The 25063-nt window shown below is 52.8% G+C and carries 21 protein-coding genes and 1 pseudogene; 9 read left to right on the top strand and 13 right to left on the bottom strand.

The genetic code is table 11. From position 1 onward, the window contains the following. Nucleotides 1-452: 452 nt before the first annotated feature. The 8 genes from MKZ35_RS22130 (at nt 453) to MKZ35_RS22095 (ending at nt 10864) form a co-directional block, all read left to right on the top strand. Complete coding sequence (locus MKZ35_RS22130) at nt 453-4460, top strand: methyl-accepting chemotaxis protein (protein WP_482515388.1); 4008 nt, start codon at nt 453-455, stop codon at nt 4458-4460. A gap of 206 nt (nt 4461-4666) precedes the next feature. Beyond that, the gene (locus MKZ35_RS22125) at nt 4667-5176 is read left to right on the top strand and encodes a chemotaxis protein CheW (RefSeq protein WP_482515387.1); all 510 of its coding nucleotides are present in this window, start codon (nt 4667-4669) and stop codon (nt 5174-5176) included. 83 nt (nt 5177-5259) lie between these two features. Next, nucleotides 5260-5643: a response regulator gene (locus MKZ35_RS22120; RefSeq protein ID WP_482515386.1), complete on the top strand. Its 384-nt coding sequence runs from the start codon at nt 5260-5262 to the stop codon at nt 5641-5643. Between the two features lie 90 nt (nt 5644-5733). Beyond that, nucleotides 5734-6783: a chemotaxis protein CheB gene (locus tag MKZ35_RS22115; protein ID WP_482515385.1), complete on the top strand. Its 1050-nt coding sequence runs from the start codon at nt 5734-5736 to the stop codon at nt 6781-6783. Continuing rightward, entirely contained in the window at nt 6783-8417 is a 1635-nt protein-coding gene (locus MKZ35_RS22110) for a chemotaxis protein CheA (protein ID WP_482515384.1), read from the top strand. Before MKZ35_RS22115 ends, MKZ35_RS22110 begins: the two co-directional genes overlap by 1 nt. Nucleotides 8418-8480: 63 nt before the next feature. Beyond that, nucleotides 8481-9119 (top strand): chemotaxis protein CheC, encoded by a 639-nt coding sequence (locus MKZ35_RS22105; protein WP_482515383.1) that lies wholly within the window; start codon nt 8481-8483, stop codon nt 9117-9119. Nucleotides 9120-9329: 210 nt separating this feature from the next. Then, nucleotides 9330-10439 carry an agmatinase family protein gene (locus MKZ35_RS22100; protein WP_482515382.1) on the top strand — a complete coding sequence of 370 codons (1110 nt, stop codon included), beginning with the start codon at nt 9330-9332 and terminating at the stop codon, nt 10437-10439. A gap of 89 nt (nt 10440-10528) precedes the next feature. Continuing rightward, nucleotides 10529-10864, top strand: coding sequence for a phage holin family protein (locus MKZ35_RS22095; protein ID WP_482515381.1), 336 nt, complete (start codon nt 10529-10531; stop codon nt 10862-10864). Between the two features lie 71 nt (nt 10865-10935). Here the strand turns inward: MKZ35_RS22095 and murA are convergent, their stop codons facing one another. From murA to MKZ35_RS22080, 3 genes are all read right to left on the bottom strand, one after another. Then, nucleotides 10936-12240: a UDP-N-acetylglucosamine 1-carboxyvinyltransferase gene (murA, locus tag MKZ35_RS22090; RefSeq protein ID WP_482515380.1), complete on the bottom strand. Its 1305-nt coding sequence runs from the start codon at nt 12238-12240 to the stop codon at nt 10936-10938. A 107-nt stretch (nt 12241-12347) separates the two neighbouring features. After that, nucleotides 12348-13055: a DUF4290 domain-containing protein gene (locus tag MKZ35_RS22085; protein ID WP_482515379.1), complete on the bottom strand. Its 708-nt coding sequence runs from the start codon at nt 13053-13055 to the stop codon at nt 12348-12350. 66 nt (nt 13056-13121) lie between these two features. Beyond that, complete coding sequence (locus tag MKZ35_RS22080; protein WP_482515378.1) at nt 13122-15371, bottom strand: ATP-dependent helicase; 2250 nt, start codon at nt 15369-15371, stop codon at nt 13122-13124. 192 nt (nt 15372-15563) lie between these two features. Between MKZ35_RS22080 and MKZ35_RS22075 the strand changes: the two genes are divergently transcribed. Then, nucleotides 15564-16133, top strand: coding sequence for a DUF3109 family protein (locus MKZ35_RS22075; RefSeq protein WP_482515377.1), 570 nt, complete (start codon nt 15564-15566; stop codon nt 16131-16133). Between the two features lie 62 nt (nt 16134-16195). Here the strand turns inward: MKZ35_RS22075 and accC are convergent, their stop codons facing one another. From accC to MKZ35_RS22025, 10 genes and pseudogenes are all read right to left on the bottom strand, one after another. Next, the gene (gene accC, locus MKZ35_RS22070; RefSeq protein ID WP_482515376.1) at nt 16196-17539 is read right to left on the bottom strand and encodes an acetyl-CoA carboxylase biotin carboxylase subunit; all 1344 of its coding nucleotides are present in this window, start codon (nt 17537-17539) and stop codon (nt 16196-16198) included. A 131-nt stretch (nt 17540-17670) separates the two neighbouring features. Beyond that, nucleotides 17671-18168 carry an acetyl-CoA carboxylase biotin carboxyl carrier protein gene (accB, locus tag MKZ35_RS22065; RefSeq protein WP_482515375.1) on the bottom strand — a complete coding sequence of 166 codons (498 nt, stop codon included), beginning with the start codon at nt 18166-18168 and terminating at the stop codon, nt 17671-17673. A 22-nt stretch (nt 18169-18190) separates the two neighbouring features. After that, complete coding sequence (efp, locus tag MKZ35_RS22060) at nt 18191-18754, bottom strand: elongation factor P (protein WP_482515374.1); 564 nt, start codon at nt 18752-18754, stop codon at nt 18191-18193. Nucleotides 18755-18908: 154 nt separating this feature from the next. Next, nucleotides 18909-19921: pseudogene (locus tag MKZ35_RS22055) on the bottom strand (beta-ketoacyl-ACP synthase III). Nucleotides 19922-19976: 55 nt separating this feature from the next. Continuing rightward, a complete protein-coding gene (gene plsX / locus MKZ35_RS22050) occupies nt 19977-20918 on the bottom strand; it encodes a phosphate acyltransferase PlsX (RefSeq protein WP_482515373.1) in 942 nt (313 codons plus the stop codon). Nucleotides 20919-20989: 71 nt separating this feature from the next. Then, complete coding sequence (rpmF, locus tag MKZ35_RS22045; RefSeq protein WP_482515372.1) at nt 20990-21214, bottom strand: 50S ribosomal protein L32; 225 nt, start codon at nt 21212-21214, stop codon at nt 20990-20992. 61 nt (nt 21215-21275) lie between these two features. Next, nucleotides 21276-21803, bottom strand: a complete 528-nt coding sequence (locus MKZ35_RS22040) for a YceD family protein (RefSeq protein ID WP_482515371.1) — start codon at nt 21801-21803, stop codon at nt 21276-21278. Between the two features lie 78 nt (nt 21804-21881). Beyond that, nucleotides 21882-22250: a helix-turn-helix domain-containing protein gene (locus MKZ35_RS22035; RefSeq protein ID WP_482515370.1), complete on the bottom strand. Its 369-nt coding sequence runs from the start codon at nt 22248-22250 to the stop codon at nt 21882-21884. A gap of 230 nt (nt 22251-22480) precedes the next feature. After that, on the bottom strand, nt 22481-23503 hold the full coding sequence (pdxA, locus tag MKZ35_RS22030; RefSeq protein ID WP_482515369.1) for a 4-hydroxythreonine-4-phosphate dehydrogenase PdxA: 1023 nt from the start codon (nt 23501-23503) through the stop codon (nt 22481-22483). A gap of 70 nt (nt 23504-23573) precedes the next feature. Next, complete coding sequence (locus MKZ35_RS22025; RefSeq protein ID WP_482515368.1) at nt 23574-25028, bottom strand: leucyl aminopeptidase family protein; 1455 nt, start codon at nt 25026-25028, stop codon at nt 23574-23576. Nucleotides 25029-25063: the final 35 nt, after the last annotated feature.

Raw genomic sequence — 25063 nt, 5'->3', positions numbered from 1 at the left:
CTTAATTATCCTCGCGGCTCCAAGCCCAAACCCAGGCTGGGCAGAACTGTATAAGAGCAATTATTATGGGTAAGTAGTTCATCAACCGCAGGTTGAACGAATCCTATATGATCGCTCATCTCCATTGCTGCGATAGCCGGCAGTTTGTTACCTTTGTAAGTCTGGCTACCGGTCCACCCACCGGTTTGTTTCAGCAGTGCCTTTTTAGCACGCTTCGCAATCTACATTTTGTATGGCTTCAGGTAAGACTACCAAAACCACCACTCCGGTTTCCAATTCCTCGGCAACTGCCCCAGGTAAGACGGATAATGCTACCGGTAAAACGTTGTACACTGGCGCGATTTCACCCCTTGACGTAATCCGGACTAACAACGACCTGACCCGTAAAGAGGGGGTCGCGCGGCTCAATCGACACGCAGGACCCTGGGTATGTAAACGACCAGCTCAACCGGGTGTTATATGCCCTCGATGCTTTTAAGAAAGGTGACGTTTCGGTGCGCCTGACCAAGCAGAACGACGACATCTTCGCCGAAATAGCCGAGGCTTACAACTCGATGGTGGAAATGATCGGGGGTGTTGGGGGCGAAGTTTCGCGCATCTCAAAAGTTGCCGGGGTAGAGGGTAACCTGAAAGCCCGCGCCTCGGGTGAGAATGCCTCAGGCTTCTGGCGCGACATGATCAACAATATCAACGGCTTGATGGATAGCATCGCCGTGCCGGTATTGGAAGTAGGTAAAGTACTGAAAAACATCTCCAAGGGAAACCTGGATGAGACCTTCCAGATTCCTGTTTCGGGCGACTTCAAGGTGATGGCCGAAACCATCAACAAGACCATTGACAACCTGAACCTGTTTGCCGGTGAAGTAACCCGCGTGGCCCAGGAAGTAGGTACCGAAGGGAAGCTTGGCGGCCAAGCCTCCGTACCGAACGTGGGGGGCATTTGGAAGGAGCTAACGGACAATGTAAACTACATGGCCTCGAACCTGACGAGTCAGGTGCGCGATATTGCCAATGTGGCCACCGCCGTAGCGAAAGGCGACCTAACGCAAAAGATTACGGTCGATGTAAAGGGCGAGCTGTTGCAGCTCAAGCAGAACCTGAACCAGATGGTGGACTCGCTCAACCTGTTTGCTGGTGAGGTAACCCGCGTAGCCCTCGACGTAGGCACCGAAGGCAAGCTCGGCGGTCAGGCCGATGTGCCAAACGTTAGTGGCGTATGGAAAGACCTGACCGACAACGTAAATAATATGGCCTCGAACCTGACCAGTCAGGTACGCGATATTGCTAACGTAGCCACGGCCGTTGCCAAAGGTGATTTGTCGCAGAAGATTACGGTCGATGTAAAGGGGGAGCTACTCCAGCTCAAGCAGAACCTGAACCAGATGGTGGACTCGCTGAATATGTTCTCAGGTGAGGTGACGCGCGTGGCCCAGGAAGTAGGCACCGAAGGGAAGCTCGGCGGCCAGGCCTCCGTGCCCAACGTAGCTGGGGTGTGGAAGGAGCTAACGGACAACGTAAACTACATGGCCTCGAACCTGACGAGTCAGGTGCGCGATATTGCCAATGTGGCTACCGCCGTGGCACGCGGAGATTTGAGCCAGAAAATCACGGTCGACGTGAAGGGCGAGCTGTTGCAACTCAAGCAGAACCTGAACCAGATGGTGGACTCGCTCAACCTGTTTGCCGGCGAAGTAACCCGCGTAGCATTGGAAGTAGGCACGGAAGGGAAGCTCGGTGGGCAAGCTTCGGTGCCGAACGTAGCCGGTGTGTGGAAAGAGTTGACGGACAATGTAAACTACATGGCCTCGAACCTGACCAGTCAGGTACGCGATATTGCTAACGTAGCCACGGCCGTTGCTCGGGGTGACTTGAGCCAGAAGATGACAGTGAATGTAAAGGGCGAAATTCTGGAGCTGAAGAATATTCTGAACCAGATGGTGGACTCTCTGAACATCTTCGGTGACGAGGTGACTCGGGTAGCACGTGAGGTAGGTACCGAAGGAAAGCTCGGTGGCCAGGCTAACGTACCGCGCGTAGGTGGCACCTGGAAAGAGCTTACCGACAACGTAAACACGATGGCTGCCAACCTGACCCTGCAGGTGCGTGACATTGCCAACGTAGCTACCGCCGTAGCCAAAGGCGACTTGACCCAGAAAATTGTAGTTGATGTAAAAGGGGAGCTATTGGACTTGAAGGACAACATCAACCGCATGGTGGACTCCCTGAACATCTTCGCGGGCGAAGTAACGCGTGTAGCCCGTGAGGTAGGTACGGAAGGTATTCTGGGTGGTCAGGCCAATGTGCCAAGCGTGAGTGGTACGTGGAAAGACCTGACGGATAACGTAAACACGATGGCCTCGAACCTGACCAGTCAGGTGCGCGATATTGCTAACGTAGCCACGGCCGTTGCCAAAGGCGACTTGAGCCAGAAGATTACGGTCGATGTAAAGGGCGAGCTGCTGCAGCTCAAGCAGAACCTGAACCAGATGGTGGACTCGCTCAACCTGTTTGCTGGTGAGGTAACCCGCGTAGCCCTCGACGTAGGCACGGAAGGCAAGCTCGGCGGCCAGGCCAATGTGCCAAGTGTGAGTGGTACGTGGAAAGCGTTGACCGACAACGTAAACACGATGGCCTCGAACCTGACCAGTCAGGTGCGCGACATTGCCAATGTGGCTATCGCCGTAGCCAAAGGCGACCTAAGCCAAAAGGTATCAGTTGATGTAAAAGGGGAGCTATTGGACTTGAAGGACAACATCAACCGCATGGTGGACTCGCTCAACATCTTTGCCGGCGAGGTAACGCGGGTGGCCCAGGAAGTAGGTACGGAAGGTAAGCTTGGTGGTCAGGCCAATGTGCCGAGTGTGAGCGGGGTATGGAAAGACCTAACCGACAACGTAAACACGATGGCCTCGAACCTCACCACTCAGGTGCGGGGACTGGTAAAAGTAGTAACGGCCGTTTCGCAGGGTGACTTGACTCAGAAGCTTACCCTAGACGCTAAAGGCGAGGTAGCCGAACTAGCTGATACCATCAACCGCATGGTGGATGACTTGAACCGCCTAGCAGTAGAAGTTAGCCGCGTGGCCAAAGTGGCTGGTGTGGAAGGCAAGTTGACCGAACGTGCCACCGTAGGCGGCGTGAGTGGTTCGTGGAAAGAACTGGTGGATACCCTTAATGAGCTGCTTGAATCCATTGCCTCACCGGTTCTGGAAGTGAGCCGCGTAGTGCGAGCCATTTCGGAAGGTGACCTGACCCAGCGGGTAGAAGTACCCACTGCTGGCGACATTATGGCAATGTCTAATGCGTTGAACCTAGCCGTAGAAAACCTCAACGAACTGCTGGGTGAAATCAATGACTCGTCGCAGGTAGTAGGAACTTCATCGGAGGAAATGGCCGGCAAAGGGCAGGAGATGAGCCGCGTAACGGTTGATGTGGCTTTGGCCATGCAGCAAATGGCTGAAGGCGCTCAAAACCAGGCTTTGAAAACCGACCAAGCCTTCAAGCTGATTGAGGAAATCATGCAGGCCACCAAGGAAACAGCTGGTAAAGCTGATGTGGTGAACAAATCAGCTATTCTGGGTGAGCAAACTTCTCAACTAGGTCTGAAAACGGTAGCTGAGGTGGTAAAGAACATGGAGGAGATATCCAACGCTGCTGCCCAGACGTCCAAAACGATTGAAGTGCTAAGCACACGCAGCCAGGAGATCAGCAAGTCGCTGGGAGTAATTACAGATATTGCCTCACAAACTAACTTGCTGGCTCTGAACGCCGCTATCGAAGCAGCCCGAGCCGGGGAAGCTGGTCGTGGTTTCGCGGTAGTAGCTGAGGAGATTCGTAAGCTGGCGGAAGGTTCGCGCAAATCGGCAAGTGAGATTGCTACGCTTGTAGACGACGTAAGAAAGGATACGAGCTCAGCTGCTACGGCTATCTCAACCATGGAAGGCCGCGTATTGAAGGGTAAAAACGCGACATTTGAAGCAAGTTCGGCCTTTAAAAACATTGCGACGAGCAGCGGCGAAACCCTTCGCACTTCCCGCGACATTCTCACCGCTACCGAAGTACAGAAGATCAGCATCGGTGACGTAGTGAAGTACGTGGAGGAAGTGGTAGCTATTGCGGAGCAAACTGCTTCGGGTACGCAGCAAGTGGCTGGCACAGCTAAGCAATTATCTACGTCCATGCAGGAGTTGACGGCATCCAGCCAGAAGCTGACTGATATTGCGGACGACCTGCAAGTTGGATTGTCGGCCTTCCAGTTGATGGAATATATGGAGCCAGAACCGGAGCCAGAGCCACGTCGTGGCCGCCACCGCTTAAATCAGATGACCCAGTCTCGCACTGGACAAGCGGTTCCGGTTAAACCAACTCCTCCACGGGAACGGCCTGTACGGCGCGCTGACGTTGTCCAACCATCGGCAACAGCTAAACAGCCAGCTAAACCCAATCGGGGGGCAAATTAGCAGAAGCTCCCGCAGTTGAGAAAGCCGCACCGCGGCGTCCGGCTCCGGTAAATGGAAAAGCAGCGGAGCCGCAGCCGTCAAATGGAGCTGAGAAAAAAGCGCCAAAAGCTCGGACCAAGGCAAAAGCCAACTAATTCCTCTCAGGACTATTTTCAGGCTTGCTACTGGTCTTACCAGGCAGTAGCAAGTCTATATTAACCTTGTGCATGGCTGAAATAGAATCGAACAGCGAAAAGAAAGTTGTTAAGCAGCAAGCGCTTATCCAATTAATTGTGTTTCGGTTGGGGCGCGAAGAGTACGCCATTCGCATTGAGCAAGTGAAGGAGGTGACTATTACTCCAGAGATTGCCCGCATGCCCAAAACTCCCTCTTTCGTGAAAGGCATTGCCAACTTGCGTGGCGATATCATTGCTATTATTGATTTGGAAGAGCGATTTCAATTGCGCTCAGCTACGGAGCCGCTGCCAGCCACTACGTACACCCTAGCGATTGAGGCGAAGGATTATACGATTGGACTAGTAGTACGCGAGGTACCGCAGCCGTTGTCGATTCCGGTTTCAATCATTGAGAAAGCGCCCGAGTTTATTCAGGACGCCAACATTCAAGACAAATACATTGAGGGAATTGCCAAGCTGGACGGTCGCATTATTATCGTGCTCGATATGCTAAAGCTCCTCACCCCGACGGAAATAATGCAGCTTCAACCAAAAGCCTAATCTTAGTAAGTGGCCCCCCGTACAAGGGTTAGCATTGTTGTTCTGCTTGTTCTCCGTCTTTTTCTTCTACTGATTCTACTTTTATGAAAAACCGCATTCTCATCGTGGACGACTCCTTTTATATGCGCACGATGCTTAAGAATATGCTTACTGATGCTGGCTACGAGGTGGTAGGAGAGGCCGCAAATGGCCAGCAGGCCCTGGAAATGACCAGTGCCACCAACCCTGACCTGATCACGCTTGACGTTATTCTGCCTGATAATACGGGTCTTGATGTGCTGAAAGGAATTCGCCAGGTAAATCCAACAGTGAAGGTGGTAATGTGTAGCGCTGTGGGACAAGAAATAATTGTGAATGAAGCCCTTGAAAGTGGTGCTTCGGCTTACATCGTGAAGCCTTTCTCCGAGGAGAAGGTGCTTGAAATTGTGGGCAGTGCTTTGCAAAACTCAGAAGAAGCCGACGCATAAGACCAGATTTGCCCCCCACGGCACATTTTCTACTTCTTTTGCTCTGTTTTCTTACGTTGCGCTTCCACTTATTCTGTGCCCTCTTTACCTGTGCCTTTTACTGTTCTGCTTGGTGAACTCCCTGCTTTGGTGCGGCTGGAGCTGACGCGCTTACTGCAAGCCCAGCCAGATTGCCTATTGGTAGGCTCGGCCTGTAGCGCTGACGAGTTGGTAATCTTAGCCCGGAGGTTTCGGCCTGCACTAGTGATTTTGGATGAGCAAGGCCTGCCGGATCTGGAAAGACTGCACCAGCACCACGCCTGCCCGGTGCTCCTTTACGCTACTCATATTCCTTCGAATAGTGTTATGCGCGAGGCTGCTCGGTGGGGCCTTTATAACTACATTACTGCCTTACAAGCAGGAGCAGAGCAGGCTTTTCGTGTGGCTGTCCTCCGGCAAATTCGCGCTGCCCCAGCCGTGCCGCGGATAGCCGCTTTCATCAATCCGCTCCGCCATGTTGTTAGCGCTCAGCCCAAAAGCCTGGTAGTGATTGGCGCTTCTACGGGGGGAACTGCTGCTGTAGAGCGACTTGTACAAGCCTTGCAGCCTGCTTTGCCTTGTACCTTGCTGATTGCCGTGCATTTGCCCGCGCACTTTACTGCTTCATTCGTTAAGCGCTTACAGCGTCTGACGACATTGCCAGTAAAAATTGGCAGCGCAGGTATGCCTTTGGAAGAAGGACAAATTATAATAGCGCCTGGGGGGCAAAATATGGTGCTGAAGCCAGTGCAGCGCGGCCCTTGGCAGGTATGGCAAATTGGGTTCAGCTCAAAGGCGCCCTTATCTTTTGATGACCCATCTATTGATACGCTTATGCGTTCGGCTGCTAAAGTAGCCGGCCCGCAGGTACTGGGTATAGTCTTGACTGGTTTGGGGAATGATGGAACCTTGGGTGCTCAATCTATTCGCGCCCGAGGAGGCCAGGTAATTGCGCAAAGCCAGGATTCCGCCGCTGTATTCAGTATGCCTGGCTCTGTTATTCGGGCAGGACACGCTAACGCCATCCTGCCGCTCGATCAGATTGCGGAAGTCATAAATCGGCGTGGGGCGCTGTTTGCTCCGGCGGCCCATTTCTCTCCACCTCTAGAAACCGTAAACTAATGAAGTCACGGGAGCAGGAGTACCAGGAGATATTTATGTCCGAGGCGCTGGAGTACTATGACGCCATGAGCCGTCATATCAGCGAGCTGGAGAAAAACCCAGAGGATACCCCCGCCTTGAATGAGCTCTTTCGGCTCATGCACAATCTCAAGTCCAACGCGCGAGCTATGGGCTACAACCAAATTGGCGAAGTCTCGCATGAGATGGAGACCATTTTTGGTTTAATCCGAGACAAAGAGAAGTCCTTTGCTGGTACGGTCGTACCAGTGTTGTTTGCCGGCGTCGATAGGCTGGGCGCCATGATTCGGGCCGTTGGTGAAGAGGCAGAAATGCCCCCCACCGAGGACTTACTGGCAAACCTCGAGCGTTTGGTCCAAGGGGAGGAGCCAATCCTGAATGCTGCCGAGTCGGATACTGACGAAGAGGCGGGCCGCAAGCTGGAGTTGTCGGACCTGGTTTATATTCAGATCAAAAAGCTGGACCACCTGCTTAATCTGGTGGGCGAGTTGATTATTGACCGCGACCGGATTATGACGCTGGGCCGGGAAATAGGGCATCCGGCCTTGCAGGCCGCCGCCTCGCATCTGTTTCGTATTACCGACGAGCTACAGTACAGTGTGATGGATGCGCGCCTGGTAAACGTCGGCTCGCTTTTCAATAAGTTTCCCCGCGTAGTTCGCGACGTTGCCGCTTCCGAGCAAAAAGAAGTAGCACTAAGGCTGGAAGGGCAGGACATTCAGATTGACCGAAACATCCTTCAAATTATTACCGATGCGCTGCTGCATTTGGTCCGCAATGCTATTGCCCACGGTATTGAAACGCCGGAAGAGCGCCAGCGAGCCAGTAAACCGGCTGCTGGTCACTTGACACTCTCAGCTCAAACCGAACGCGACGATGTGCTGATTCGGGTGTCCGATGATGGCCGCGGAATTGATGTAGAAAGTGTGCGGCGTAAGGCAGTAGAGCGCGGCTTGGTGAGAGTTGATGCTGCTGCTAACCTCGACGCGAATGCGGTGCGGGCCTTCTTGTTTGAGCCCGGCTTCTCGATGGCAAAAGAAGTAACCGAAATTTCAGGTCGAGGCGTAGGCTTAGATGTGGTGAAGCTGGCTATCGACTCGCTTGGGGGGCAATTACGCGTAGAGTCGGAGCTGGGCCAGGGCACCACGTTTTCCCTGGTGCTGCCCACGTCTATTGCCGTGAAGGGTGCCTTGTTGTTTGAATTGGAGGAACGCAGCTATGCTATTCCACTCATGCACACCGACTCAGTAGTTGCCTTAGAGCCCGAAGAGCTGCATGTAGTAGGAGGGACGCTGCTGGCCCGTATTCAGGAGGAAAATGTGCCGGTCGTGAACCTGCGGACGCTGCTGCATAGTGGCGACGGTCCGCTGCCGGCAGCTTCTCGTGATGAGCTGGTAGGCCATCAGCGCATCATCATTGTGGACTATAATAATCGTAAGCTGGGTTTGATCGTCGATCGTTTTTTGCGTCAGCAAGACATAGTAATCAAACCTGTGAGTAAACCGTTGGATACCATTGACTTATTCGGAGGCGTTACGCTGTTGGGCAGCGGACAAGTGTGCCTTGTGCTCGATGTGCCAGTATTAACTCGACTATTCTTGGCCAAACGACCTTAAATCACGTATTGCAGATTTCGAAACTGCCTATAGTGGCTTTTTCGTACCAACCGACTGACTTGTATGGATTTGCACATGACGGACCTAGAGCGGGACATTATTCGGGAAATACTGAATATTGGCTTGGCTCGCGCCGCCGATTCTTTTGCTTCTATTGCCCAGGAAACTGTGTTATTGGAGGTGCCAAGCCTTGATTTGGTGTCCGGAACCAGTATTCTGGAGCGGGTGAAAGTGTACGAAAAAGACCACGTAGTCATTCAATCCGATATTAAAGGCGAGTTCAATGGCTCGACGCTGATGTTCTTTTCGGGGCAGCATGTGCAGCGGCTCTCACGCGTGTGCTTGCGTTTGGTTAAACCTGAATCGGTCGAAATTGATGAATTGCAGGAGTCGCTATTGCTGGAAATTAGCAACATTATCACGGGTGCCTTGGTAACTCAGTTGGCTAACATTCTGAAAGCTAATATATATGGGGCGCCTCCCATCGCTCCAAAAGGCCACCTCGACCCTTCCTTGATCAAGCTGGTAGCGCAGAATCCGTTATATCAACCCATGGTTTTCTCGGTCATCACGCAGTTCTCAGATAAGAATAACTCAGTTGAGTTACCGTTGATGCTGTTCTTTGATCGCGAAACTTTCGTCAAGATTCTAGATATCATTCGGACTTACGATTTTCTGAACGGCCAGCAAGCCGCGCGTTAATCATTCTGGCACAGAGTAAAGGCTGTCATTTTTGGTAGATATCAACTGTCGCAGATTACGAATCGCGTCTGGTTGAACCACCCGAAATGACAGCTTTTTCGTTATTGAATAGCGCATCTTAGATGCCTGATTTAGAATCATTAACACTGCTTTTTTGTAGCGTCGAACCGGCGCTTCACTTACCTGTTTTCCTTTTCTACTTCGTTTGCCATGTCGAATTCTCATTCCTCCAACCTTGAAAAGAAGCTCGCCTCTTTCGATCCTAACGCTTTGGGTGACAGCGCGGGGGGCATTTTTGGCTTGCCCTTTACCGTCGAGGAGGCGCAGGTAGTTGTTGTGCCGGTGCCTTGGGAGGTTACGGTTTCTTATCGGGCTGGCACGGCCTTAGGCCCAGCCGCTATTCGCGAGGCCTCCCTGCAAGTTGACCTTTACGATCCGGATATTGCGGATGCCTGGCGCTTAGGTTTGGCCATGGAAGCGGAAGATGAAAGCTGGGCCGCTGAGAGCCGCGAGCTGCGCGAGCAGACTTCCGGCTATATCAGCTGGCTCGAAGCGGGTCAGCCCGCCGAAGAAGCCCCCCAGCACGCCACCGCCACCGGCCAGGCTACCGTTCGCGGGAAAGCACTGCTGAACTGGCTTAAGCAGAAAGCGGGTGCTTACCTTGATGCGGGTAAGGCCGTAGCGGTAATAGGCGGTGACCATAGCACGCCCTTGGGCTACATTCACGCCTTGGCCGATCGCCACGAGGAGTTCGGTATTCTGCAGATTGATGCTCATTGCGACCTGCGCCCGGCCTACGAAGGCTTCGAGTACTCGCATGCTTCCATTATGTATAATGCGCTGCAGTTGCCGCAGGTAAAAAAGCTGGTGCAGGTAGGTATTCGTGACTTTTGTCAGCAGGAAGCAGAATTGGCTGAGCGCAGCAATGGTCGCATTATCATGTTTCCGGAGCGCTTTCTGCGGGAAGAACTGTTTGCCGGCAAATCGTGGCGGAAGGAGTGCAAGAAAATAATCGCTCAGCTACCGCAGAAGGTGTATCTCAGCTTCGATATCGACGGCCTCGACCCCAAACTTTGCCCCGGCACCGGTACTCCCGTGCCCGGTGGTCTGGAGTTTGAAGAAGCGCTCTATCTGATTCGAATGGTCGTGCGCTCAGGGCGTGAAATCATCGGCTGCGATTTGAACGAAGTAGCGCCCGGCGATACCGACTGGAATGGTATCGTGGGTGCCCGCCTGCTGTATCAGCTCTGCAACTGGATGGCCGTGTCGCAGGGGCGTATTGCCGCCCGCGACATGAAGAAAGTGGAAGACGAGGACTAGCGGCTCAACGCTACCCGCTTTTTTGCGTACCGTAATCCGACTCCCGACTGGGGGTCGGATTTTCTTTGTTCATTCATCCTTCTGCCTCTATGGGATTTTTACTCAAATTCATTCTCACAGCCATCATCACCTACGCCTTGGCCTACTTTCTGCCCGGTGCCCACCTCGATGGCTTTGGTGATGCCCTGTTGCTGGTACTGGTGTTGGCTGTGCTCAATGCGGTGTTGAAGCCTATTCTCAAGATTCTGGGCTTTCCTATTACAGTCCTCACACTAGGCTTGTTTCTGCTGGTCATCAATGCCGCGATTGTGCTTCTGGCCGATTGGGTGCTACCCGGCTTCAAGCTTGACGGCTTCCTTGCTGCGCTGCTTTTCAGCATCGTACTATCATTGGTAACAAGCGTTATTGATATGATCATCGACTAACCTTTCAGCTCATAAAAAAGCCCCCCAGAACTATTCTGGGGGGCTTTTTTATGAGCTGAAAGGTTTCTGTGTTACAGACGCTTAATCTGAGCACCCAGCGCATTCAGGCGTTTATCAATGAACTGATATCCCCGATCAATCTGCTCCACGTTTTCAATCACGCTGCGTCCGTCGGCGGAGAGGGCCGCGATGAGCAGCGCCACTCCGGCCCGAATGTCGGGCGACGTCATGGTGATACCATGCAGGCGGGTGCGCTGATCGAGGCCAATAACAGTGGCCCGGTGCGGGTCACAGAGAATGATCTGCGCACCCATATCAATGAGCTTATCCACGAAGAACAAGCGCGACTCAAACATCTTCTGGTGAATGAGAACGGTGCCTTTTGCCTGCGTAGCTACCACGAGGATAATGCTGAGCAGATCGGGGGTGAGGCCCGGCCACGTATGATCCGATACCGTCAGGATACTGCCATCAAGGTAAGTAGCAATCTGATAGTGATCTTGGGCAGGAATGAAAATGTCATCGCCCCGAAACTCCAGTTGAATACCCATCTTGCGGAAAGTATCCGGAATGAGACCCAACTCCTGAATTTGCGCGTCCTTAATGGTGATTTCGGAGCCAGTCATGGCCGCCAGACCAATAAAAGAGCCGATTTCAATCATGTCTGGTAGCATGCGGTGCTCGGTGCCGCCGAGGACTTCCACGCCTTCAATGGTGAGCAGGTTGGAGCCAATACCGTTGATTTTGGCCCCCATACGCACCAGCATTTTACATAGTTGCTGCAAATAAGGCTCGCAAGCTGCATTATAAATAGTGGTGATACCATCGGCCAGAACTGCGGCCATCACAATATTGGCTGTGCCCGTCACGGAAGCTTCGTCGAGGAGCATGTAGGTGCCTTGCAGCTTACCCTCCGTACGAATGCGGTAAAAGTCGTTGCCTTCCAAGGTTAGTTTGCCCCCCAGCTTCTGCAAACCCAAAAAGTGGGTATCCAGCGGCCGACGGCCAATTTTGTCACCGCCTGGTCTTGGCAATTGGCACTGGCCAAAGCGCGCCAGCATAGGTCCCAGAATCATAACGGAGCCTCGTAAGGCGCGGCCCTGGGCTACAAATTGCTCTGAGTCGAGATAGTCTAAGTTTACGCTGTCAGCTTGAAAAACATACGTGTCGTTGGCGAGCTTGCCCACCTTTACGCCCATATCGCGTAGCAGCTCGATGAGCTTATTTACATCGCGGATATCGGGAATGTTGCTAATCGTAACTGGCTCACTGGTGAGTAGTACGGCGCACAAAATCTGGAGTGCTTCGTTTTTAGCCCCTTGGGGTATAATCTCGCCTTTAAGCGGGTGTCCGCCAATTACTTCAAAAGAGGCCATCAAAGAAGGAGTTAGAAGTTAGGAGCCAGGGATTAGGAGTGCTGGAGCTAGAATGGTTATTTCCCGGATTCTGGCTCCTTACTCCTAGTTCCTGGCTCCCACAAAAATTACTGAGGAGGTTGCTGAGGTTCCTGGCGCTTTTTGCCACCGCGTCGCTGCTTGTCGCGCCGATTTCCGCCGGCACCCGTGCGTCGTGGGTCGCGGTCGGAGCGGTCGTTACGGGGCTGGGGTACGATGAAGGGTGCGGGCCGGCCATTGGTAGCAAACTCGAACAGATTCTGAGCATCTACTTGTGCTGGGTCAAGCTCCAATTTGCCCCCCGAAAGCTCTTTTAGGTGCTTAAGGATAGTAACATCCTTCGCATTCTCTTTGCTATACGAGCGGTACAGGAACTTCATGGTCCGGCCGATGGCGATGGTCGCCTGCTCACGCTCCGCTGCGTCTTCCAGCGTCAAGGCTTTGGCAATCATATCCTCTACGCTGCGGCCATAAGCTTTAATCTTCGGCGACTTGCTGGGGTAGGGCACCCGCTTCGGCTGCTGGTGCAGCTGGGCAAGGCTGACGAGCGGAAACGGGCTGTCCACGTCCAGGTCCTCATCGGCCATTTCGTAGAGATGATTCCATACTTTCTGCTGAGCATCGGGCTGGTCGCGCAAACCGGCATTCAGGCGAAAGATCAACTGCACTATCTGGGTAGCCCGGCGCGTACGCTCAGCCTTGTCTTCGATAGTACGCAGGGTTTGCACCAGTTGAAAGGTGCTCTGGCCATATTCGCGCTGGAGCAACTCGTGCTTATGAGGGGAGGGGAGAGACATGGGAAAAATTAAAAACAACAATATTCAGCGCCTCTGGAACGCTGGGGTGTCACTGAGTGAAGCCAATTAGCTCAGCACCCGCAATTTGGCAAAACTCAGCAATAACGTCTTCTCGCCGACCTCCTCAAACTGAATAATTGCCTTGGTGGAGCCAGCCTGGGTTTCGAGCTTGCTCACCGTGCCGAAGCCAAATTTGGGGTGTTCTACCCGCTGCCCGGTAGCCAGATTGGAAGTATCGGAAGGTTGAAAATCGGCCGAAGGCTTGTAGCTGGTTGCTACCGTCTTACGCGGAGCGGGCGGAATTAGGTTACTGCGTCGCTCCAATACGTGCCCGAATGGCGACTCGCCACTCCCCGGACCAGCCGAGAACTTGAAATCTACGAATTGCGGATCAATTTCGTCTAGAAAGCGGCTTTTCTCGCAGCTTCGCAGGTTACCCCATTGGTAGCGGGAAGTAGCGTAGCTAAGAGTAAGCTTCTTCTCAGCCCGCGTAATTGCGACGTAGAAAAGTCGCCGTTCCTCTTCCAAATCGGCCCGCGACGTAATCATCATCTGGGACGGAAACAGGTTTTCCTCCAACCCCACAATGTATACATTACGAAACTCCAAGCCTTTGGCTGAGTGAATAGTCATCAGGGTAACGGCCTCGCCATCCTGCTGCGCGTCTTTCGTGTCGGCGTCGGTGACGAGAGCAATATCCTGTAAAAAAGAAGCCAGCGACTTATCATCACGCTCCGGGTCCTCGGTGTACGCCTTGATACCATTCAGCAATTCCTGAATGTTATCGTAGCGCGAGAGGCCTTCAATGCTCTTATCAGCATAAAGCTCCTCAATCATACCCGAGTTTTTGGCAATAAACTTCGCTGCTTCAAACGCATCTTCTTTGCCCGCTATTACAGCGTAGCTTTTAATCTGCTCCGCAAACTGCGTTATAGCTCCCGAAAGCCGTGGTCCCAGAAAGGAAGCCGCATTGGCGACTACCTCCCACAGGGCGTGGTTCGTTTCCTCGGCCGTATTGATGAGCTTACTCACCGTCGTGTCGCCAATGCCGCGCTTCGGGTAGTTGATAACGCGGCGTAGCGCCTGCTCATCATTCGGGTTTACCGTCAGGCGCAGGTATGCTACTAAGTCCTTAATTTCTTTCCGCTGGTAGAAAGAAAGGCCCCCCACAATCTTGTACTTGATATTGAGCTTGCGCAGGGCTTCTTCCATGGCCCGGCTTTGGGCGTTGGTGCGGTAGAGAATAGCAAAATGGTCGTAGGACAAGTGCATATTCATCTTGTCCTCGAAGATGGAATTGGCAATCAGCTTGCCTTCCTCGTTATCCGAGGCCGCCTTGAGTACTTCGATGAGTGTGCCTTCCTCGTTCTCCGAGAAAACGTCTTTGCGAAGCTGCGCTTTATTATTCTTAATAACAGAGTTAGCGGCCTTCACGATATTCTTGGTGGAGCGGTAGTTCTGCTCCAACTTGAATACTTCCAGCTCCGGGTAGTCTTTCTCGAAGTTGAGAATATTGGTAATATCTGCCCCCCGGAAGGCGTAGATGCTTTGCGCGTCGTCGCCAACCACGCAAATATTACGCTCTTTGGCTGCCAGCTTGCGCGTAATGAGGTACTGCGAATAGTTGGTGTCCTGATACTCGTCCACCATCACATACTTAAAGATGTTCTGGTACTTGTTCAGCGCCTCCGGGTGGTCCTTGAACAGCACATTGGTATTGAACAGCAAATCGTCGAAGTCCATGGCGCCAGCCTTGAAGCATCGCGACTGGTACTGCTGATAAATCACGCCAATCTTAGGCCGCAAAGCCGCTTCGTCGTCCTGCTTGATGACCGGGTCGCTCAGGTACTGCTGCACCGAAATCAGCTTGTTCTTGGCCGACGAGATGCGCCCCAGCACCATACTGGGCTTATACAACTTATCGTCGAGGTCCAACTCTTTTACAATCTGCGATACCAGCGTCTTCGAGTCCTGGGTGTCGTAAATAGTGAAGTGGCGCGGGAAACCGATTTTATCGGCTTCGGAGCGCAGGATGCGGGCAAAAATGCTGTGAAAGGTGCCCATCCACACATTCTTAGCTTCGGGGCCCACTACCTTTTCAATGCGGGCGCGCATTTCCTTGGCCGCCTTATTGGTAAAAGTCAGGGCCAGGATGTTGAACGGCTCCACGCCTTTTTCGAGCAAATGGGCGATGCGATACGTTAACACACGCGTTTTGCCGGAACCAGCACCGGCTATAATCATGCAGGGGCCTTCCGTTTGCAGCACGGCAGCGGCCTGCGATGGATTCAATAAGGTATTGTAATCTAATGCCATTCTTTCAAGTAAACCGGCTCGTTGGCGAAGGAACAAAGGTAAGGTTTTGCCCCCAGGAAACCAGGAAGCCTACGTTTGGGGTTATCTTTGTCAATTCCTTTCTTCCGGGACTTTGCACGTTCGTTGGCCTGCCGCCTTTTACCATTGCGCAGCGCTTAAAAAAGCCCCCGCAAGATTCTGCGCACCAATCCCATGATAATTATACAGAACACCGTCATCTCCGATGACGTTCGCGACAATTTTTTTGTTTGCAATCTCGAAGCCTGCAAAGGTGCGTGCTGCGTGGAAGGTGACCTCGGTGCTCCTTTAGAAGAAGCTGAATTAGCAATTCTTGAGTCTGAATACGCCAACATTAAGCCTTTTCTTACCGAAGCTGGCCAGCAGGCAATTGAGCAACAAGGCCTTTACATCAAGGATTGGGAAGGTGATTTTAGCACAACCACCATCGATGACCGGGAATGCGCTTATGCTCTATATGATGAGCGTGGCATTCTGAAGTGCGGCATTGAGCAGGCCTATTTGGCCGGTGCCACCAGCTTCAAGAAGCCTATTAGCTGCCACTTATATCCCATTCGCATCAGCAAGTATGAGGATTTTGAGGCCCTAAACTACGATCGGTGGGGCATATGTAATCCTGCTTGCTCCTTCGGCGCCGATCTAGGTGTACGAGTTTATCAGTTTCTTAAAGAACCCTTAATTCGTAAGTATGGCGAGGAATGGTACGATGAGCTGGTGCAGGAAATAGAACACCCTGCTTCATAACCAACAAAAAGCCCCCTTATAGCAAGGGGGCTTTTTGTTAACATGCGGATTAACCAATTAGGTTAAACGGTTGAAAAGTCGAACGTATCCAGAAATGCAGTCGTAAAGTTGCCATCCTTGAAGCTTTGATTATCCATCAATGCCAAGTGAAATGGAATGGTAGTTTTCACACCTTCCACTACAAACTCGCTCAAGGCGCGCTTCATTTTCACGATGCACTCTTCGCGAGTCTGCGCTGTAGTAATAAGCTTGGCAATCATCGAGTCATAGTTGGGTGGAATGGTGTAGCCCGCGTACACGTGAGTGTCCACCCGCACGCCGTGACCGCCGGGAATGTGCAGGGTCGTGATTTTGCCGGGCGCGGGGCGAAAGTTATTGCGTGGATCCTCGGCGTTGATGCGGCATTCCATGGCGTGCATTTTGGGTTCGTAGTTATTACCCGAAATAGGCACGCCCGCTGCCACTTTAATCTGCTCTTTGATCAGATCATAGTTGATAATTTCCTCCGTTACAGGGTGCTCCACCTGAATGCGGGTGTTCATCTCCATAAAGTAGAAATCCCGGTTTTTGTCCACCAAAAATTCGATGGTGCCTACGCCCTCGTAGCCAATGGATTTGGCCCCCGCTACGGCGGCGCGGCCCATTTTCTCGCGTAGCTCCTCAGTCATGAAAGGCGAAGGCGCTTCTTCCACCAGCTTCTGGTGCCGGCGCTGAATGCTGCAATCGCGCTCAGAAAGGTGAGCAGCGCGCCCAAACTGGTCCCCAACTATCTGAATCTCGATATGGCGCGGCTCTTCCACAAACTTCTCGAGGTAGATGCCATCGTTGCCGAAAGCCGCTTTAGCCTCGGTACGGGCATCGTGCCAGCCTTTCTCCAACTCCTCATCGGTACGCGCTACGCGCATGCCGCGGCCACCGCCGCCAGCCGTAGCCTTCAGAATAATTGGGTACTTGATCTTATGCGCGATTTTCAGCGCATCCTGTAAAGAATCCAGCAAGCCTTCCGAACCAGGAATAGTGGGTACTCCGGCTTTTTTCATGGTTGCTTTGGCCGAAGCCTTGTCGCCCATGCTATTGATCATTTCGGGCGAAGCGCCAATGAATTTGATGCCGTTTTCCTGGCAGATACGCGAGAACTCTGCGTTTTCCGACAGAAAGCCATAGCCTGGGTGAATAGCGTCGGCATTGGTGATTTCAGCCGCTGCAATCAGTGATGGAATGTTCAGGTACGATTGGGCGCTGGGAGGAGGGCCAATACATACAGCCTCGTCAGCGAAGCGTACGTGCAGACTTTCCTTATCGGCCGTAGAATAGACGGCTACCGTTTTGATACCCATTTCCTTGCACGTGCGAATAATGCGCAATGCAATTTCACCCCGGTTAGCAATCAGTATTTTTTTAAACATGATGAATAAGGTCTGGGAGCAAATAATCTGGGAGCTTGATCGAAAAAGAAAGGTCTTGGTAACTTAGGATAATAGTGCGGGTCCTTCGACGCGCCCAAAACCTAAGCTATCAAGACCTCAAGGCCCAAAAACTACATTGGCTCAATCAAGAACAGGGGCTGATCGTATTCTACGGGAGAGGAGTTCTCTACCAATGCCTTCACAACACGACCTGAAGCCTCGGCTTCAATCTCATTGAACAGCTTCATAGCTTCGATGATGCAAATGACCTGACCCTTTTCGACCAAATCACCGACGTTCACGAAAGCGGGCGAATCAGGACCGTTAGAGCGGTAGAAAGTACCAATCATAGGAGCCTTCAAGGCCTGATAATTGGCCTCAGAGGTCTCGCTAGCGGTGGCAGCAGGTGTAGAGACGGCAGCTACTGGCGCAGGTACAGGAGGCGCTACCGGTGCTGGAGCCTGAGGCGTCGCCACCGGGGTGGGTGCAGCCATTGACGTGCTGATCACCGGCTTATAGCTGGGGTCGCGCTGCACGGAGATCTTAAATTCCTCCGTCTCAATGTTGACTTTATTCAAACCCGATTTGGCGATGAAATCGAGCAATTCCTGTAGTTCTTTGGCTTTCATAGCAGGCTGCTTCTGCGGCGACTTATTTAACTCTTTCGACATAGGAGTAGTCGCGGGTGTCCACGCGAATTTTTTCGTCTTGGTTGATAAACAAGGGTACCTGAATACGGGCGCCAGTTTCCACCGTTGCAGGCTTGAGTGTGTTAGTGGCAGTATCGCCACGCAAGCCAGGCTCGGTATAGGTTACCACCAGTTCCACGGTAGTTGGTAATTCAGCTGTGAGCGGCTGCTCCGTCTCGGCGTGGAAAAGAATAGTGACTTCCTGCCCATCCTTTAGCAAATCAGCAAAAGGCACCATTGCTTCGGGCAGCGTTACCTGTTCAAAATCTTCCTTGTTCATGAAGTTGAAGCCGTACTCATCCTTGTATAGGAACTGGTGAGGACGCTGCTCCACCCGAGCTGTTTCCACCTTTACGCCAGCGTTAAAGGTATTATCAATCACGCGGCCAGTTTTGATGTTGCGCATCTTGGTACGCACAAAAGCGGGGCCCTTACCAGGCTTCACATGTTGAAACTCAGTGATAACGTGCAACTCGTTGTTGTAATTCAGGACGAGGCCGTTACGGAAGTCTGCGGTGGTGGCCATTTTTTAGGTGCCGTTGTTTGATGTTAAATACTGAAAGCGAGTTGCTGGATTAGCTGCTATAATGCCGTAGCCAGAGTTTACTTAATCGTTAATATACTAAGCTCAGTATTTTTGAAAGTGCAAGTATAGAGGTTTTCCGCGTGCAGTTAGCTAATCAGGCTATTTGCTGGCTGGGTTTGGCATCGTACGCCCATTTGAGAAATAATGCCCCCAGGTGAATCCTCCGCCAAATGCGGCAATAATGAGGTTGTCGCCTTTGCGTAATTGACTCTCATAATCGGCCAGGCAAAGCGGAATTGTACCGTTCGTGGTGTTGCCGTAACGATGAATATTGAGCATTACCTTCTCGGGACCCACCCCCATCCGATGGGCGGTAGCATCAATTATGCGCTTGTTGGCTTGGTGCGGCACCAGCCAAGCTACATCATTGGCGGTGAGCTGATTGCGCTCCATAACCTGAGCGGCTACATCAGCCATATTTTTAACCGCAAATTTGAAAACTGTCGCGCCTTCCTGGTATACAAAGTGCTCCCGGCCCGCAATGGTCTCTGCGGAAGGGGGACGGCGGCTGCCACCTGCCTTTTGATGCAGAAATGGCTCGCCATTGCCATCAGAGCAAAGTTTTTGATCGAGCAAGCCTAATCCGTCGGTGGTGGGCTCTAAAAGAACTGCACCGGCGCCATCGCCGAAGATAATGCAGGTGGAACGGTCGGTATAGTCAATGATACTCGACATCTTGTCGGCGCCCACTACTACTACTTTTTTATAAGTGCCGGTTTGAATAAACTGGGCACCCGTAGCTAAAGCATACATAAAGCCCGAGCAGGCGGCCTGCATATCGTAGCTGAACGCTTTTTTGGCCCCTACAGCCGCCGAAATAATATTAGCGGTAGCAGGGAAGACCAGATCGGGAGTAGTGGTAGCGCAAATAATCAGATCAATATCCTCGGCGCGAGTGCCCGTCTTTGCCAATAGCTGCTCGACGGCCTTTACTCCCATAACGGAGGTTCCCTGCCCTTCACCCTTCAGAATATGCCGCTCCTGTATGCCTGTGCGACTCACGATCCACTCCTCGGTAGTATCCACCAGGGTTACAAGTTCCTTGTTGGTGAGTACGTAGTCGGGCACATAGGCACCCACTCCGGTAATAGCGGCAGTTATTTTCATCGAGAAAGACGAACGAAGGCGGCAAAAAAAGTCCGGCCAGAGCCGGACTTAGTCACTAGGACTTAAAGGTGCTCTTTATTTGATCTGAAATACCCGACTCGGCCATTTTATACCCTTGTAAGAGCATATTACAGATGGCCAGCGGCGTACTTACTCCGTGCCCGATGATGGCATTATCATTTATGCCCAGGATAGGACTGCCACCGAAAGCCTCATAATTGAAGTTGTCGAAGAAGGGGTCGTGCATCTTCTTCTCATTTAGAATCTCATAAATGGATTCTGCCATCTTCAAAATTACGTTGCCCGTGTAACCATCGCAGATAATTACATCGGCTTTAGAGTTGAAAAGGTCACGCCCCTCAATATTGCCGATAAACTGCACATGCGGATTTACCTTCAATAACTGATAAGCGGCTTGCGTCAAGGTTGTGCCTTTACCCTCTTCCTCGCCTAAGTTCATTAAACCCACTTTAGGGGTTTCAATACCTAACACGTAGTGTGCATAGAGTGAACCCAGTTCGCCGAATTGCTCCAGCATTTCTGGTTTGCACTCCGCATTGGCTCCCACATCCAGCAAAACGCCTTGCCCGCCTGACAGCTTCGGAACGAAGTTGGCAATAGCGGGTCGCAATACGCCGGGCACAGCTTTTACGCTGAACATGGCGCCTACGAGCATAGCACCTGTGCTGCCAGCTGAGCAGAATGCATCTAACTCACCAGCATGCAGCATCCGATAACCCACGGCAATACTGGAATCCTGCTTCTGCTGGTAGGCTTTGGCGGGATGCTCACCCATCGCAATTACTTGCGAGGCCGGGATAAACAGGAGGTCGGCAGCGGCGGCACCATGCTGTTGGAGCAAAGGGCGCACGGCCTCGTCCTGGCCGATGAGCACAATCTGAGCCGCACCGTTTAGCTGTTGGGCAGCCATTACGGCACCATCGACGGCAGCCTGGGGGGCAAAATCGCCCCCCATTGCGTCCAGGGCTATCTTCATGTACAGGAAATCAAGGGGAGTACGGAGTCGAAAAGGCAGGCTGGTAGACGGATGCTACCAGCAAAGCGAGGTTATTCTTCGTCCTCGGTAGGTGCAGCGGCTGCGGCAACAGGAGCGAAGTCCTTTACTGCTACTTTACCGTGCAAATACAAGTCGCCATCTACTACGTACGCTTTGTGGCGCAAGTGCGTCTCGCCAGTGGTCTGGCAAATAGAAATAGCCTTGGGGGTGAGCTTGTCGTGGGTGCGACGCTTATCGCGGCGGGCTTTGGAGGTTCGGCGCTTAGGATGTGCCATGGGAAATTATGAAAGTTGAATGTGAATTTAAAAGGGAAAAAGTCAAATAGACAGCTTGAGCTTAATTCAGATTCCGCAGCGCATCCCAACGGGGGTCGGAGGTGTCTTCGTCCTCATCGTCGGCCTGACGGGTCGTGAAAATGAGCTTGGCGTTAGCGTCAGGATTATCGTCGGGCTCGTTCTGAAAACGTGGATGCAGCTTCTTCATCGGAATAGCTAATCCAATGTAATCAAACAAGTGCTGAGCAATGGGCAGGGTTTGGGTATCGGGCGTGATTTGCAGCACGTCGTCGTCCAGCTCCAGGTACTGGTCCCCAAAGCGTACGCGCAATTGATGACGTACATCAATGGGTTGGTCAAAATCTTCCAGGCTCCGGTCGCAGATAAGGCGCACGGTGCCCTTTATGTGAAAGTCGAGCGTCAACAGCAAATCCGTTTTGGTCAGCTCCACATCAGCGTGAAGCTGGCCATCCTGAATCAGCTGTTGATCAAACTGCTCGAAAAACGCTCTGCCCAGCTCAAACGCAAAATGGTGCGTTTTATGGGCTAGTTTAGCAATAGCTAAGTCGTATTGCGAGTCCTTCTTCACGGTTGAGATTTATAGCAGGGGGCAAAAGTAGTAAGATTTCGCCGTTTTTTAAAGCTGGGGGCAGTGTTGGGGAGAAGACTAAGCGTTTTTCAGAATGAAATCGGACGGGATGCCGAGCCGCTCGTAAAGACGTTTGGCCAGATCGAGCGTGACACGGCGCTTGCCGCTTAAAATCTGGGAGAGGCGGCCGGCGGGTACTTCCAGCAGCTGCGCTAAGTCTTTCTGCTTGAGCCGCATCTGCTGGCGCTTCAGCTCAATCATCTCAGCCAGTGAAGTCGGTAGATTCGGGATAGGAAGTAGCCCTAGCTTGCCTTCGTACGTGTCGATGCTTATGATCAACTCCCGAAACTCGGCTTCCAGCGCGGCGTTGCCTTCTACACCGGCGGTTGCCAGCGCGTCGAGGCGACGCAGGGCAATGCGGTAGTCGGTGGGAGTTTGAAGCGCCATGAACTGAGATAAAAGCAAAACGGAACCGAACCGGTTCCGCTTATTTCTTCGGCAAACTTACGGCTGAATTCTAAAAGAACAAATTATATTTCGTTTATAGAAAGAAAGTTTCGGTTTGGCGTTAGCTAAGCTGACCTGCTATTAGCTGGGCCAGCGTTATTTGGGTGGTCATTATACTAAGCTAAAAAAGCCCCCCAGATCAATGTTGGGGGGCTTTTTTAGCTTAGCCGCTAACGTCGTTTCTCCGCTATCAATCCTTGCCGCTGACGCACCAAGTCGCAGGCCAGATAAAGCGCTTCCCGGAATGACGTTTCGTCCGCTTTGAATGTACCGGCTAGTCCGTAAGCCGTGCCGTGGTCGGGGGAGGTGCGCACGATAGGTAAGCCAGCCGTAAAGTTGACGCCCCGCTCAAAAGCCAGCGTTTTGAATGGGATCAGGCCTTGATCGTGATATAAAGCCAGCGTCGCGTCGAACTGATGGTATTGGCGCGTTCCGAAGTAGCCATCGGCAGGGAAAGGACCATAAACCAAGTGCCCTTCTTCCAGGAATTGCTGAATAACCGGCGTCATGATATCAGCTTCTTCAGTGCCCAGCAAGCCTTTTTCCCCAGCATGGGGATTCAGGCCCAGCACAGCCACGCGGGGCTTCTGAATCCCAAAATCCTGACGTAGGGAGGTGAGCAGAAGGCGCAGTTTTTTAGTTAGAAGGTCCTTCGTAACCTTAGTCGGAACATCCTTTAGTGGAATGTGACCTGTGACGGTGGCCACGCGCAGATCTTCGCTTACCAGAAACATCAGGCTCTCGGGAGCCCCGAAAAAGCTGGTCAGGAACTCCGTGTGGCCGGGGTAGCGGAAATCGTCGGCCTGGGTATTCTCTTTACTAATGGGCGCCGTGACAATGCCGTCCAGCAAACCTTCCTTTAGGTCGCGGCAAGCAGCCAACAACGATTGGCGAGCGGCCGCGCCACTGGCCGCGCTGGGCTGACCGGGCGTAAGCACAAAGTCTTCGTCCCAGCACGTAACCGCATTGGGTTTGCCAAGGGCAATGTCGGCGGCGGCCCGCACCTGGCGGAACGTGAGCGGCTCAGTGCGCTCTTCCGTGGGAAAATCGTCGAAGAGAACCGTGGCGGTGCCATAGACTACCGGAGTGCAGTATTTAAGCAGGCGTACGTCGCGCAGCGTCTTATAAATGATTTCGGGTCCAATACCGGCGAGGTCGCCGACAGAAATGCCGAGGCGTGGCAATTGGGACATGGGATGGAGCTAGCGGATTGAGAGAATTGAAGTCCCCATCTAATAGGAGATAAGGAAAATGTGAGGCGCGTTAATATGTGTTTTTCAAAAACTCATATAACAGCCGCACGCTGGTACCGGTGCCCCCTTTGCCACGGTAGCTATCGGGGGCGGTGAGGAAAGCGGGGCCGGCAATGTCCAGGTGAATCCAGGGAGTGCCTTCAATAAAGCGCTCAAGAAATTTGCCTGCTGATATGGCACCCGCTTCGGCTTTGCCCAGGTTGTTGATGTCAGCAATATCGGACTTGATATGCTCCGCATACTCCTCCCACAGCGGCAGCTCCACGATGCGCTCGTGCGTGCGGTGGCCGGCTTTTTTAAGCTCAAGCATACGCTCATCGCCAGCGGTGCCCATTGCCACAAGGCCTTCTTTGCCGACGGCGCGGGCAGCGGAGCCGGTAAGGGTGGCAATGTCGAAGACCAGCTCTGGATCGTATTTACGGGCGAAGCTGAGGGCATCGGCTAAAAGTAGACGGCCTTCGGCGTCGGTATTGAGAACTTCGACCGTGAGGCCGCTGTGCATCTCAAGTACGTCGCCGGGCACGAAGGCCAGGCCGCCGGGGCGGTTGTCAGTGGCGGGCACCAGGCCGATTACGTGCAGTGGTATTTTGTTTTTGGCCAGCGCATACAGTACGCCCGTTACGGCCGCGCCGCCCGCCATGTCGCACTTCATCATGTCCATGGAGTTGGGCGTCGGCTTCAGGCTCAGGCCACCCGTATCGAACACCACGCCCTTGCCCACCAGCACGTAGGGCTTCTCGTTTTTGGCGCCCTCCGGCTTATACTCCATGATGGTAAAGGTCGGTGGCTCGGGGCTGCCCAGGTTCACGGCAATAAGGCCGCCCATGCGTAGGGCTTCGATGCGGGCAAGGTCCAGAATATCGGTATGGAAACCTGCTTCTTCACCCGCCGCTGCCATTCGCTCCGCAAACTGGACGGCGTTGAGGCGGTTGAGCGGCTCATTGATAAGGTCGCGGGCGAGGCACACGCCTTGGAGTATGCCTTCCAGTTCCTGCACCGTTTCGGCCTGAAGGGTAGCGCCGACGAGCGTTACTTTCGTCAGGGGGGCATTTTGACGCGATTTCTCGTCGGTTTTATATCCCGCAAACTGATAAGCCGTCAGGTAGATGCCTTCGGCCAGCGGTAGGGCGCCGGTGCCATCAGTCGTCAGATCCTGAATGAAAAGCTCGGCTACTTTATCCGCTTTAAGGGCAGCGTGCAGTTTATGACCAGCCTTGCGCAAGTCCTCCGCGACCAGCTCAGGTGTGGCTTTGGTGGCCGCTACAACAAAGTAGTGATGATGCGAAAAGTGATTGACGGTGACGAGCTTGTTATCAGCTGCCAGCTGCTCATTTACGTAATTTCGTGCTGATTCGGGGAGGTCGGTGAGAGCCTTGGGGGGCAATTCACGGGCACCGGCGGGCAGCACAAAAACAATGTCGGTGCCAGCGGGCACCGTGGAAGCGTACGTGAGTTGGAGAGCCATAAACAGCAGAGGAACGGAGGTAAAAGGCAGAAGCC

Source organism: Hymenobacter sp. R533113, assembly GCF_056835965.1.
Note: the sequence above shows the minus strand (reverse complement) of the source record. Positions and strands in the feature narration are given on the sequence as shown.